General features: G+C 69.5%; 14 protein-coding genes. 1 reads left to right on the top strand and 13 read right to left on the bottom strand.

Annotated elements, in window-relative coordinates:
* Positions 1-109: 109 nt before the first annotated feature.
* From tolA to aspS, 13 genes are all read right to left on the bottom strand, one after another.
* A complete protein-coding gene (gene tolA, locus MWN52_RS04920) occupies positions 110-1141 on the bottom strand; it encodes a cell envelope integrity protein TolA (RefSeq protein WP_130515837.1) in 1032 nt (343 codons plus the stop codon).
* Complete coding sequence (tolR, locus tag MWN52_RS04915; protein WP_130515836.1) at positions 1131-1589, bottom strand: protein TolR; 459 nt, start codon at positions 1587-1589, stop codon at positions 1131-1133. The genes tolA and tolR overlap by 11 nt, the downstream gene beginning before the upstream one ends.
* An 11-nt stretch (positions 1590-1600) precedes the next feature.
* Entirely contained in the window at positions 1601-2374 is a 774-nt protein-coding gene (gene tolQ / locus MWN52_RS04910; protein ID WP_130515834.1) for a protein TolQ, read from the bottom strand.
* 53 nt (positions 2375-2427) lie between these two features.
* On the bottom strand, positions 2428-2877 hold the full coding sequence (gene ybgC, locus MWN52_RS04905) for a tol-pal system-associated acyl-CoA thioesterase (protein WP_130523372.1): 450 nt from the start codon (positions 2875-2877) through the stop codon (positions 2428-2430).
* A 52-nt stretch (positions 2878-2929) separates the two neighbouring features.
* Positions 2930-3970, bottom strand: coding sequence for a Holliday junction branch migration DNA helicase RuvB (gene ruvB / locus MWN52_RS04900; protein WP_286576869.1), 1041 nt, complete (start codon positions 3968-3970; stop codon positions 2930-2932).
* A gap of 87 nt (positions 3971-4057) precedes the next feature.
* A complete protein-coding gene (locus MWN52_RS04895) occupies positions 4058-5980 on the bottom strand; it encodes a potassium transporter Kup (RefSeq protein ID WP_425518685.1) in 1923 nt (640 codons plus the stop codon).
* Positions 5981-6025: 45 nt separating this feature from the next.
* Positions 6026-6616 (bottom strand): Holliday junction branch migration protein RuvA, encoded by a 591-nt coding sequence (ruvA, locus tag MWN52_RS04890; protein ID WP_286576867.1) that lies wholly within the window; start codon positions 6614-6616, stop codon positions 6026-6028.
* 163 nt (positions 6617-6779) lie between these two features.
* Positions 6780-7322 carry a crossover junction endodeoxyribonuclease RuvC gene (gene ruvC / locus MWN52_RS04885; protein WP_130561300.1) on the bottom strand — a complete coding sequence of 181 codons (543 nt, stop codon included), beginning with the start codon at positions 7320-7322 and terminating at the stop codon, positions 6780-6782.
* Between the two features lie 145 nt (positions 7323-7467).
* A complete protein-coding gene (locus MWN52_RS04880) occupies positions 7468-8205 on the bottom strand; it encodes a YebC/PmpR family DNA-binding transcriptional regulator (protein WP_130523369.1) in 738 nt (245 codons plus the stop codon).
* Between the two features lie 365 nt (positions 8206-8570).
* Positions 8571-9131 (bottom strand): esterase/lipase family protein, encoded by a 561-nt coding sequence (locus tag MWN52_RS04875; RefSeq protein ID WP_286577679.1) that lies wholly within the window; start codon positions 9129-9131, stop codon positions 8571-8573.
* 83 nt (positions 9132-9214) lie between these two features.
* Positions 9215-9469 (bottom strand): hypothetical protein, encoded by a 255-nt coding sequence (locus MWN52_RS04870; RefSeq protein WP_130515822.1) that lies wholly within the window; start codon positions 9467-9469, stop codon positions 9215-9217.
* 86 nt (positions 9470-9555) lie between these two features.
* Positions 9556-10065 (bottom strand): GNAT family N-acetyltransferase, encoded by a 510-nt coding sequence (locus MWN52_RS04865; RefSeq protein WP_130515820.1) that lies wholly within the window; start codon positions 10063-10065, stop codon positions 9556-9558.
* An 82-nt stretch (positions 10066-10147) separates the two neighbouring features.
* Positions 10148-11947, bottom strand: coding sequence for an aspartate--tRNA ligase (gene aspS / locus MWN52_RS04860; protein WP_286576863.1), 1800 nt, complete (start codon positions 11945-11947; stop codon positions 10148-10150).
* A gap of 165 nt (positions 11948-12112) precedes the next feature.
* On the opposite strand from aspS, the gene MWN52_RS04855 reads away from it, so the two are divergent.
* Entirely contained in the window at positions 12113-12826 is a 714-nt protein-coding gene (locus MWN52_RS04855; protein ID WP_286576862.1) for a DUF3011 domain-containing protein, read from the top strand.
* Positions 12827-13119: the final 293 nt, after the last annotated feature.

Below are 13119 nucleotides of genomic sequence, written 5' to 3'. Positions count from 1 at the left end.
AGGCTGGGCTTGTGCGAAAAGATCGGCTAGGGATAGCAGCCGACGGGTGAACATTTTCGCAATCATGAACGCCAAGGCGGTGTGAACCACCGCCCGGCGCGGCCCGCGATCAGCGGTCCTGCGCCTCGAAATTGAAGATCAGGCGGCGGTTGAACACCGGTTCGAAACCGCGGTACGGCAGCGGCTGGGCCTTGAGCACGGCCGCCTCGATCGAACGCTGGCCGGCCGCGTCCATCGGACAGCCCGGCTGCACCTCGGCCGAGATCACCTCGCCGCCGGGCAGCTGGGTCACCAGCACCTTGCAGCGCGTGCCCACCGCCACCGAGTCCGGACGCGTCCACTGGTTCATGACCGCGCTCTGGATGGCCGCCTGATACTTGGCCAGCAGGCCCGGATCGGTGCCGTTCTGCCCCGGCGAGGGGTTGGACGCGGCGGCCTGCGACGAGGACGCCTGCGTGGCCTGCTGCTGCGAGGCCTGACGGGCGCGCGCGTCGGCCAGCTGGCGCAGCTTCTGCTCGGCCAGCTGGGCCTGCTTGTCGGCCTGGGCGCGCTGGGCGCGGATGGCGGCCAGCTTCTTCTGCCGGTCGTCCTCTTCCTGCTGCGCGGCCAGGCGCTGGAGGCGCTCGGCTTCTTCCTGCTTCTTGCGCTCGGTCAGGTCGATCTGCTCCTGCCGGCGCTTGGCTTCCTGCTCCTTCTCGGCCTTCTCCTGGGCGATGGCCAGGCGGCTGGCCTCTTCCTGGTTGACCTGCTGCGGATCGGGCACGCGCTCCTGGGCCTGCTGCTGGCGCGGCACCGGCGAATCCTGCGGCTTGGGCTCCGGCACCGGCTGCGGCGGCGGCACGGTGTCCTCGTCGGCCACCGGCTGCGGCATGGGCGTGGGCGGGGTCGGCTTGGGCTCGACCTTGGCCGACTCGCGCACGGCCTGCTGCGCGGCGCGCATGTCGGCGGCCGACAGGTCCAGCGAGGCCTCGATCGCGGGCGAGCCGGCGGCGGCCTCGGCCTGGTCCTGGTTCCAGTGGAAATAGGAGGAGGCGATGATCAGGGCCAGCAGCAGTACGTGCACGCCCACGGCCAGGGCGACCGCCGTGCCGGGGCGGTCGCGCGGGTCGCGGCGATCCAGATGCGTGGCCTCAGCGTGCATTGCCGCCCGTGCCGCCGGGTTGCGAGACCAGCCCCACCTTCTTGACGCCGGACTCGGACAGCAGCGCGGTGGCGGTGATCACCTTCTGGTAGTCCGCATCGCCGGGCGCGGCCAGCATCACGCTGATCTTGTCCTCGCCCTGCTCGGCCACCATCGCCTTCAGGCGCGCAGAGATCTCCTCGGGCGAATAGGCCTGCAGCTTGTCGTCCTTGGTGACCTTGAGGAAGTAGTTGCCGTCCTTGTCCACCGTCATGATGATCGGATCGCTCTTGCTCTCCACCGACTTGGCGTGCGACTTGGGCAGCTCCACGTTCACCGCCAGGGTCAGCATCGGCGCGGTCACCATGAAGATGATCAGCAGCACCAGCATCACGTCGATGTAGGGCACGACGTTGATCTCGGATTTCAGCTTGCGCCGCTTGCGGCTGCGCGAAATGGCCGACTGCATGGACGCCTCCCTCAGGCTTCGCCGGTCTGGCGCTGCAGGATGGAGCTGAACTCGTCGGCGAAGGTTTCATAGCGCACCGAGATGCGCTCGACGCGGGTGGTGAAGCGGTTATAGGCCCACACCGCCGGGATGGCCACGAACAGGCCGATGGCCGTGGCGAACAGCGCCTCGGAAATGCCCGGCGCGACCGCGGCGATGCCGGCCTGCTCACCGCTGTTGAGCATGTCGTGCATGGTCACCATGATGCCGAACACCGTGCCGACCAGGCCCACGTAGGGCGCGGTCGAGCCGATGTTGGCCAGCAGCTCCAGGTTGCGCTCCAGCGCGTCGATCTCGCGCACGTAGGCGGTGCGCATGGCGCGCTGGGCGCCCTCCAGCTGCACGCGCCCATCGGTGTGGCGCTTGTCGCGCAGGCGGGCGAACTCGCGGAAGCCCGACTCGAAGATCGCCTCCAGGCCGGTGACCACGCGGCCGCGATCGGTGGCCGCCGCATACAGCTTGCCCAGATCGGCGCCGGACCAGAACCGGCCCTCGAACTCGTCGGCATCGCGGTTGGCGCGCTTGAACACGCCGGCCTTGCGGAAAATGATGATCCAGCTCACCAGCGAGCCGGTCAGCAGCAGCAGCACGATCACCTTGACCGGCAGGCTGGCCTTGAGCAGCAGCTCGAAGTAGTTGATGGAGCTGTGGGCGGCCTGCGCGGTGGCCTGGGCAGCCGCGGCGGCAGCCTCCGGCGGCAGGGTCTCGGTCACGGCGTCCTGCAGCGCCAGGAGCAATCCAATCATCCGTTGTTTCCTCGGGGGTTCTACGCTTTAAAGAAGGGGGAGCGGCAAAGGGGTCAGGCGGGGACTTCCAACAGCTTGAATTCCTGGTACAGCGCCTCGTCCAGCCCGACCGGGCGGAACGCGGACGCGGACACCGCGGCGATCTTCACCTGCGCGGCCAGCAGCCGGTCCTCCCCGCGCCAGATCGCCTGGTCGAACACGATGCTGGCGCGCCGCACCTGGCGCACCTGCACGGTCACAGTGAGCAGGTCGTCCAGGCGCGCGGGCCTGAGGAAGTCCAGCTGCATGCCGCGCACCACGAACACCAGGTCGTGCTCGCGGCGCAGCTGTTCCTGCATCTGGCCGCGCGATCGCATCCATTCGCTGCGCGCGCGCTCGAGGAAGGCCACGTACTGCGCGTGGTAGACCACCCCGCCCGCGTCGGTATCTTCCCAGTAGACCCTTGTCGGAATACTGAACGGTTGCCCATCGGCGACGGCCTGGGCTGGCGATTCAACAGTCATCGGATGCTCCGGAGCGCTGCGGGGCGCGGGATTCGGCAGGCCTTACAGGGCATCAGAACAAGGCCTCGGAGTCCGGAAACGGCAGCCCGGCGTCGCGCTTGGGCTGCAGCCCCAGGTGCGAATAGGCCTTGGCCGTGGCCATGCGCCCGCGTGCGGTCCGTACCAGGAAGCCCTGCTGGATCAGATAGGGCTCGATCACGTCTTCCAGCGTGCCGCGCTCCTCGGACAGGGCCGCAGCCAGCGACTCCACGCCGACCGGCCCGCCATCGAAGCTCTCCACGATGGTGTGCAGCAGGCGGCGGTCGAGCTCGTCGAAGCCTTCCGGATCGACCTTGAGCATGGCCATGGCGGCATCGGCGGTGTCGCGGCTGATCTGGCCGCCGGCCTTGACCTGCGCGTAATCGCGCACGCGCCGCAGCAGGCGGTTGGCGATGCGCGGCGTGCCGCGCGAGCGGCGCGCGATCTCGGCCGCGCCCTCGGGCTCGCAGGGAATGCCCATGATCTGCGCCGAGCGGCGCACGATCCGGGTCAGCTCGGCGGTGTCGTAGAACTGCAGGCGCTGGACGATGCCGAAGCGGTCGCGCAGCGGCGCGGTCAGCAGGCCGGCGCGGGTGGTCGCGCCGATCAGGGTGAACGGCGGCAGGTCGATCTTGATCGAACGCGCGGCCGGGCCCTCGCCGATCATGATGTCCAGCTGGAAATCCTCCATCGCCGGATACAACACTTCCTCCACCACCGGCGAGAGACGATGGATCTCGTCGATGAACAGCACATCGTGCGGCTGCAGGTTGGTCAGCAGCGCGGCCAGGTCGCCGGCCTTCTCGATCACCGGGCCAGAGGTCGTGCGCAGGCTGACGCCCAGCTCGTTGGCGATCACGTGGCTCAGCGTGGTCTTGCCCAGGCCCGGCGGCCCGAAGATCAGCACATGGTCCAGCGCCTCGCCACGGCCCTTGGCGGCCTGGATGTAGATGTCCAGCTGCTCGCGCACCGGCTGCTGGCCCAGGTAATCGGCCAGGCGCTTGGGCCGGATCGAGGCCTCCAGGGCATCGTCCTCACGGGTGGCGTCGGCGGCGATGATGCGGTCCTGGGTCATGCGGCTATGGTACGGGCAGGAGTGCGGCGTGAGGGGAAGCGAGCCTGCTTTGGCGCGTGCTCACTGCGCTTCGCTTACGCCTCGCCCTCAGATCTCCACCTGCGCCCCCAGCTCCACCAGGCGGTTGCCGGGGATGCGGAAGAAGTTGGTGGCCGGGGCGGCGTTGCGGTGCATGGCGGCGAACAGCTTGTCGCGCCAGACCGGCATGCCGCGGTGGGCGCTGGCCACGATGTTCTCGCGGCTGGCGAAGAAGGTGGTGTCCATCGGGTCGAAGTACGGCCCGCCCTGATCGCAGCTGCGCATCAGCGCCAGCGGCACGTCCGGGGTCTCCATGAAGCCGAACTTGACGATGACGCGGTAGAACTCGTCGCCGATCTCCTCGACCTTCATGCGCTTGTCGGCCGGCGCGTAAGGCAGCGGCAGGGTGTACACGGTCAGGAAGACGTTGCGCTCGTGCAGCACCTTGTTGTGCTTGAGGTTGTGCAGCAGCGCGTGCGGCACCATGCCGGTCTGCGCGGTCAGGAACACCGCCGTGCCCGGCACGCGCGCCGGCGGGGCCAGCATCAGCCCGGGCAGGAAGCTGTCCAGCGCGATGCCGTCCTTGCGGATCTCCGCGCCCAGCAGCTCGCGCCCGCGCCGCCAGGTGCGCAGCAGGGTGAACACCACCAGGCCCAGCGCCAGCGGGAACCAGGCGCCGTCGAAGAACTTGGCGCCGTTGGCGATGACGAAGCCCACATCGACGATGAAGAACACCACGCACAGCGGCAGCACCCAGGTGCGCCACTTCGGCCACAGCGCGCGCGCCACCAGCGCCAGCAGCATGGTGTCGATCATCATCGTGGCCGACACCGAGATGCCGTAGGCGGTGGCCAGCGCGGTGGAACTGCCGAAGGCCAGGACCACGGCCAGCACCGCCAGCATCATCATCCAGTTCACGCCCGGCACGTAGATCTGGCCGATGGTGTCGTGCGAGGTGTGCTTGACCGTCATGCGCGGGATGTAGCCCAGCTGCATGGCCTGGCGCGCCACCGAGAAGGCGCCGCTGATGACCGCCTGCGAGGCGATGATGGCCGCCATGGTGGCCAGCACGATCATCGGGTACAGCGCCCAGTCCGGCACGGCCTCGTAGAACGGGTTGTTGACCGCGGCCGGATCCTGCAGCACCAGCGCGCCCTGGCCCAGGTAGTTGAGCATCAGGCACGGCAGCACCAGGATGTACCAGGCGTAGCGGATCGGCTGGGCGCCGAAGTGGCCCATGTCCGCATAAAGCGCCTCGCCGCCGGTCACCGCCAGCACCACCGCGCCCAGGATCAGCACCGAGTGCCAGCCGTGGGTCATGAAGAAGTTCACCGCCCAGAACGGGCTGAAGGCCTTGAGCACCTCGGGCGCATCGACGATGTTGTAGATGCCGATCGCCGCCAGGGACAGGAACCACACCGTGGTGATCGGCCCGAAGATCTTGCCCACCTTCTCGGTGCCGAAGCGCTGGGCCATGAACACCAGGATCAGGATCACCACCGTGATCGGCACGATCCAGTGGTCCAGCGCCGGCGCGGCCACCTCCAGGCCCTCGACCGCGCCCAGCACCGAGATGGCCGGGGTGATCACGCCGTCGCCGAAGAACAGCGAGGCGCCGAAGATGCCGAGGATGCCGACCACGTAGGCCGAGCGCGAGCCCTTGGGCAGGGTGCGCTGGGCCAGGGTCATCAGCGCCATGATCCCGCCCTCGCCGTCGTTGTCGGCGCGCATGATGATGGTGACGTACTTGACCGTCACGGTGATCACCAGCGCCCAGAACACCAGCGACAGGATCCCCAGGATGGTGTCGTGGTTGCCGACCAGGCCGAAATGCGGCGAGAAGGCTTCCTTGAGCGTGTACAGCGGGCTGGTGCCGATGTCGCCGAACACCACGCCGATGGCGCCCAGCACCAGGCCGGGCATGCCCTGGTTGCCGTGGCCGTGGTGGGCGGGCGCGTTGCTGGTCGAGGTCGTGGCGGAGGGCGAAGACATGCGGCGCTAGCCTACTGCTGAAAAAGTGAGGATGTCCTGCACGCTTCAGCGCAGGGCCGAACGCAGCGCCTTGCGGATGATCTGCGCCGCGTCGTCGCCGGCGGCGGCCGCGTCGCGGGCCATGCGCTGGGCCTCGGCCGGCTTGTAGCCGAGCTGCTGGAGGGCGATGACCGCCTCGGACTGCGGGTCGGCCGGCGCGCTCATCGGCGTGACCACATCGCCGCCGGTCAGCGCCGCGGCGCGGTCGCGCAGCTCCACCACCATGCGCTCGGCGGTCTTCTTGCCGATGCCGGGGATGCGGGTGAGCGCGGTGACGTTGCCGGCCTGCACCAGCCGGGCGAACTCGTCCACGCTGACGCCGGACAGGATGGCCAGGGCGATCTTGGCGCCGATGCCGGTGACCTTCTGCACATCGCGGAACAGCCGGCGCTCGCCCTCGCGCAGGAAGCCGTACAGCGAGACGCTGTCCTCCTTCTGCGCGTAATGGGTAAACAGGGTGACCTCGCGGCCGAGCTCGGGCAGGTCGTAGATGGTGCTCATCGGCGCCTCCAGCTCGTAGCCGACGCCGCCGCCGACCTCGATCAGGAGCCAGGGCGGGGACTTGGCGATGAGGATGCCGCGCAGGCGCCCGATCATACGTGCGCTCCTGCGTTTTCCTTCTCCCACCGGGAGAAGGTGCCCGAAGGGCGGATGAGGGTCCGGCGAAGTCCGCGAGCAGCAGGCCACACGGGCGTCGACCGGCCCTCACCCCAAGCCCTCTTCCGGAGGCAAAGGGGCTTAGAGACATTGCGAAGCCCGATCATTTCCGGCTCCACGCCACGCGCGCGTCCACGCCCATGCGCGCGGCGGTGGCGCGCACGTGGGCATGGGTGATGGCCACCGCCAGCGCATCGGCGGCGTCGGCCTGCAGCTTGCCTTTCAGGTTGAGCATGATCGCGACCATGTGCTGGATCTGTTCCTTCTCGGCGCTGCCCCGACCGACCAGCGCCAGCTTGATTTCCTTCGGCGCGTACTCGTGCACCGGCAGGTCGCGCAGGACCACGGCGCTGATCGCCGCGCCACGCGCCTGGCCCAGCTTGAGCGCCGAGTCGGCGCTCTTGCCGACAAACACCTGCTCGATCGCCACCTCGTGCGGGTGCCAGGCGTCCAACAGCTCGGCCAGCCCCAGCAGCAGGCGCTTGAGCCGCAGCGGGAACCCGCCCTCGCCCAGCAGCACCAGCGGCCCGTTGTACACGTGCACCGCGCGCCCGGCGGCATCCACATCGATGATGCCGATGCCGGTGCGCTGCGAACCCGGGTCGATGCCGAGGATGCGGACGCAACCCGGGCTTGGGCTGCGCAGCTGCGGCACCGCGGCAGAGGCCTCGTCCGTCACGCCCTGGGCCGGCCCTGCAGGCGTCCGGGCGGACGGCGACGATGCGCCGTGGCGAGCTCCCCGTCCCGATCCCCGAGTCCCGCTGCCTGTGCGCGTCCCCGGCGGCACGGGCTCAGCTTCCCTCGCCCAGCGCCGCCTGATCGGCGTTGGAATAGACGTTCTGCACGTCGTCCAGGTCCTCGAGCATGGCCAGCAGCTTGGACACCTGCTGGGCGGTCTCGCCGTCCACCGCCACGTCGTTGTCGGCGCGGTAGGTGACCTCGGCATAGCCGGGGGTGAAGCCGGCGGCGGCGAGCGCCTGGCGGACTTCCTCGAACCCCTCCGGCGTGGTCAGTACGTCGATCGCCCCGTCCTCCGGGTACACCACTACGTCTTCGGCGCCGGCCTCGATGGCCGCCTCGGTCAGCGCGTCCTCGTCCAGGCCGCCGTCGAAACTCAGCACGCCGAGCTTCTTGAACATGAAGGCCACCGAGCCCTCGGTGCCCATGTTGCCGCCGCACTTGGCGAAGGCATGACGCACGTCGGCCACGGTGCGCACGCGGTTGTCGGTCAGGCAGTCCACGATCACGGCCACGCCGCCGGGCGCGTAGCCCTCGTAGCGGATGGTCTCGTATTCGACGCCTTCCAGCTCACCGGTGGCCTTCTTGATCGCGCGCTCCATGACGTCCTTGGTCATGTTGGCCGCAAGGCCCTTGTCCATGGCCGTGCGCAGGGCAGGATTGTTGGCCGGATCGCCGCCGCCGGGGCCGCGCGCGGCCACGCTGATCTCGCGGATGATCTTGGTGAACACCTTGCCGCGCTTGGCGTCCATGGCGTTCTTGCGGGCTTCGATCGAAGGGCCTCGACCCATGACACACTTCCGTTGGCTGAACTTGAGACGAAGCGGCAATTTTACCCCATGCCGCGCGCCCTGCCGCTGGGGACTAGGGCCTGTCATTCCTCCCCGGGCAGGTCGCGCCGCCCTTGCGCGTGCCCGGGGCAAGGAAGCGCGAGGGAGTGGACGTCCGTCCACGACCGAGCAATGACGTCGAACCACGCACTGCGTGGTGAGGCCGGGTGCGCGCAAGGGCGGCCCTTCGGGTTGGCGCTGCAAGGCCGCCATCTTCGCGCCGCGCGGCTTGGCCTGACGGCCAGTCAAGCCTGCGCCACGCGACGCAAACCTGACGGCCTTGCAGCGCCAACGCGGCCTACCCGGGGAGGAATGACAGGCCCTACCTAGCGCCGGAACCGCCCGTGCCGCAGGAAGGCCACCACCTGACGCGCGGCCTGCGGCGAGAACGGCAGGCCGGTATGGCTGGCGTGCACGCAGCAGTGATCGACCAGGCCGGACAGGCGGGTCTCGGCCAGGGCCACGGTGCCGTCGGAGGTCTCATCCACGCCGGCCAGCAGGCGGCCCACGCCGCGCGGCACATCGCCGGCGATCATGCCGACCTCGGTCGGGCCACTCCAGGGCGGACAGCCCCGGTCCAGCAGCAGCGCGCTGCGGCCGAGCACGCTGCCCCAGCCGCGCTGCGCGAGGACCTGCGCGGTCGCACTGCCGGACAGCGGCGAGCCCAGACAGACCAGGCGTGGCACGGGCAGGCCCGGATGCCGGCGCAAGGTCTCCAGCGCGATCAGCCCGCCGAGGCTATGCCCGACCAGATGGGTCGGCCGGGCCTGGCGCAGATGCGCGGCCAGGCGCGCGATGGCCACCTGCGGACCGCCAGTAACGCTGGGGTAGCCGAAGGGCTCGGCGGCGAAGCCCGCCCGCCGCAGCCGCCAGGCCAGCGGCTGCATCCACAGCGGCGCGTTCCAGATGCCATGCAGCACCAGCACCGATGGCAACGGCGCCCGCAGCGCGTCGCGGGCGTCGGGTCGGCTCAGTCGCAGGTCACCGCGGTGATCCGGTCCTGCGCGTCGACGTGGACGGTGACCCGGTCCATGCCGATGTCGGAGGAGGTCTCGCCGGCGCCGAGGGTGCGCAGGCGCTTGGCCCGGCTCTCGGCCTGGATGCGGTCCAGCACGCCCTGCTCGGCCACCCGGCCGATGGCCCAGCTGCCCGAGGCCGACGTACAGCGCATCATCTTGTCTCCCCCGCAGCCGGCCAACAGCCCGCAGGCCAGGGACAGTGCCAACAGCGCGCGCCTTCCGTGCATTTCGGATTCCTCCTTGGACATGGGGCGCAGCATGACCCAAGCGCGGGCCGCGCTCAACCGCGCGCTCAGGCCGGGCGCCGCAGGATGAACTCGTCGTCCAGCACGTTGCCGACGGCGAACTGGTACTCGCCCACCTTGTGAAACCCGTGCCGCGCATAGAAGCGCTGCGCGCCGAAATTCTGCGACCACACCCCGACCCACAGCGTGCGCGGCCCCTCGCGCAGCAGCCAGTCGAGGGTGGCCTGGAACAGGTGGGTGCCGACGCCGGCGTTCTGCTGCCCCTGCAGCAGATAGAGGCGCTTGAGCTCGCCATCGCCGGGCTGCACGCCCGGATGCGGCAGCCCGCAGGGGCCGGCGGCCGAGTGTCCGATCGCCTGGCCATCGCGTTCGGCCAGGAAGATCGCGTAGTCCGGATGCGCCAGCACGATCCGCATGCGCTCCAGCGCATAGGCCTCATCCAGGAAATCGCGCAGGTCGCCCGGCGGATACAGGTGACCGAAGGTCTGCACGAAGGTGCGCTCGGCCAGCGCCGAGAGCGTGTGGGCGTCGTCGAGGGTGGCGCGGCGGATCAGCATCGGGCCAGAAGTGAGCGTTGAGGAGTGAGAAGTGAGTGAAAGCGGATCGCGCTACCCGCCTTTGCTCACTCCTCAGTGCTGGTCACTCGCTCTTTGGCCGCACCTGCACGTGCACCTCGGCCAGCTGCGCATCCGGGATCGGCGAGGGCGCGTCGGTCATCAGGTCCTGCGCGCCGGTGGTCTTGGGGAACGGAATCACGTCGCGGATCGACTCGGTGCCGGCCATCAGCGCGGCGATGCGGTCGATGCCGAAGGCGATGCCGCCGTGCGGCGGGGCGCCGTAGTTGAGCGCGTCGAGCAGGAAGCCGAACTTGGCGCGCGCCTCCTCGGCGCCGATGCCGAGCAGTTCGAACACCGCGCTCTGCATCTCCGGGCGATGGATGCGGATCGAACCGCCGCCGATCTCGTTGCCGTTGAGCACCATGTCGTAGCCGCGCGAGACCGCAGTCCTGGCGTGAGCGCGCAGGTCCTCGATCGAATCCACCGCCGGCGCGGTGAAGGGATGATGCAGGGCCACATAGCGCTGCGCCTCCTCGTCCCACTCGAACATCGGGAAGTCGGTGACCCACAGCGGGCGCCAACCCTCCTGGACCAGGCCGAAGTCCTTGCCGGCCTTCAGGCGCACGGCGCCCATGAAGTCCGAGACCTTGCCGTAGGCGCCGGCGCCGAAGAACACCAGGTCGCCAGGAACTGCCTTAACGGCACGGATCAAGGAAACCGTCAGTTCGGGACCCAAGGCTTTCACGATCGATCCAGTCACCTGATCGATATCAAATCCACTTTCGACTGATCCGCCGCCCGAAGCGCCAGCCGGAGTTTGACCAAACTTCAACCATGCCAGCCCCTTAGCGCCGTACTTGGCCGCGTGCGCGGCGTACTCGTCAATCTGCTTGCGCGACAGCGTCGCGCCGCCCGGGATGCGCAGCGCGGCCACGCGGCCGTCGGCATCGTTGGCCGGGCCGGTGAACACGGCGAAGTCGCTGTCCTTGACCAGCTCGGCCACGTCGACCAGTTCCAGGTCGATGCGCAGGTCCGGCTTGTCCGAGCCGTAGCGGCGCATCGCCTCGGCCCAGGTCATGCGCGGGAACTGCGCATCCAGTTCCACGTCCACGACTTCCTTGAAGATCGCGCGGATCATCTCCTCGACGAAGTCCTGCACATCGCGCTCGCGCACGAAGGCGAACTCCATGTCCAGCTGGGTGAACTCCAGCTGGCGGTCGGCGCGCAGGGCCTCGTCGCGGAAGCAGCGCGCGATCTGGTAGTAGCGGTCGAAGCCGGCCACCATCAGGATCTGCTTGAACAGCTGCGGGCTCTGCGGCAGGGCGTAGAACTCGCCCGGGTGCATGCGCGCCGGCACCAGGAAGTCGCGCGCGCCCTCCGGCGTGGCCTTGGTCAGGATCGGCGTCTCGATGTCTTGGAAGCCGCGCGCGTCCAGATGACGGCGCAGGGCCTGCACCAGCCTGATGCGGGTGCGCTGCATGCGCTGCATCTCCGGACGGCGCAGATCGAGATACCGGTACTTCAGGCGGGTGTCCTCGCCGGGGTTCTCGTGCGCGTGGAAGGGCAGCGGCGCGGCCTTGTTGAGCACGGTGATCTTCGAGGCGATCACCTCGACCTTGCCGGTCTTGAGCTTGTCGTTGACCGCGTGGCGCGCGCGGACCACGCCCTCGACCTGCAGCACGTCCTCGTAGCCCAGCGAGGCGGCCACGGCGAACACCTCGGCGTTGTCCAGCTCGACGGTGACCTGGACGATGCCCTCGTGGTCGCGCAGGTCGATGAAGCACACCCCGCCCTGATTGCGGGCCACGTCGGTCCAGCCGGCCAGAGTGACGGTTTGGCCGATCAGGGTCTCATCGACCAGGCCGCAGAAGTGGGTACGCATGTGAGCAAACTCCGGGCAGGCCGCACGCCGCGGCCGGGAAAGCCGGCTATTTTGCGGCCCGCGCCGGGGCGCGGCAAATGCGGGCCCAGCGGCCCGCGCCGGCTGACGGGACGGCGGCGGGGCCGCGTGTATAGTCCGGCCCACTCGACCACCCGGAGCCGTGCCATGTTGCGACTGTTTGCGGTGCTGCTGTTTGCCTTGGGCGTGTATGCGGCCGCGCCGGCCCACGCCCAGGATTCAGTCACCTGCGAGAGCCAGAACAACCGCTACCGCGAATGCCGCGGCTTTGGCGGCCGCGTGCGGCTGGACCGCGCGCTGTCCGACTCGCCCTGTATCGAGGGCCGCACCTGGGGCACGCGCGGCGACGTGATCTGGGTCGACCGCGGCTGCCGGGGGCGCTTCGTGTCCGTGCGCGGCGGCGGCTGGGGCGACCGCCCCGGTGCGGGCCGAACCGTGCGCTGCGAAAGCACCGACAACCGCACCCGCGAGTGCGCCACCGGCTTCCGCGGCCGCGCCGTGCTGGTGCGCCAGCTGTCCGACAGCCGCTGCGTGGAAGGCCGCAGCTGGGGCCAGCGCGGCGGCAACATCTGGGTCAGCCAGGGCTGCCGCGGCGAATTCGCCGAGGGGCGCGGCGGCGGCGGCTGGGGCGGCGGCCCCCCGGGCGACCCGGGCTGGGGCAACGCCAATCCCAATTACACCGTGACCTGCTCGAGCAGCGACAACCGCCGCACCAGCTGCGGCTGGGACCGCCGCAATGGCCGCCCGGTGATCGTTAAGCAGCTCTCCAGCAGCCCCTGCATCGAGGGCAGCACCTGGGCTTGGCGCGGCGACCAGATCTGGGTCGATGAAGGCTGCCGCGCCCGCTTCGGCGCCCGCTGATCGCTTCCACGTTCGATCCGGCCACGCGGACAAGCGTGGCAGGCGTCGCAAAAGAGGCCGGGCTGACGCCTGGCCTCTCTTTTTGGTGCGCTTTGCCGTTCGCCGAACGCCTGGTCAGTGAAGCGGACTTCGCCAAGCAACCTCTACCTGGCCGGCCGCGGCGCCTCGGCTCGGTCCGCCCCCCCCCGGGCGGATTCTCCGATCGACCGCACCTCATCGTTCGGTGGGAGCCGCCCTCATGGCGCCAACAGCGGCTCCCACCTGTAGAGCGGAGCTCGCTCCGCTGGGGCCTT

Source organism: Pseudoxanthomonas winnipegensis (assembly GCF_030322905.1).
GTDB lineage: Bacteria > Pseudomonadota > Gammaproteobacteria > Xanthomonadales > Xanthomonadaceae > Pseudoxanthomonas_A > Pseudoxanthomonas_A winnipegensis.
The sequence above is the reverse complement of the archived record's forward strand: the minus strand, read 5'-3'. Positions and strand labels throughout refer to the sequence as shown.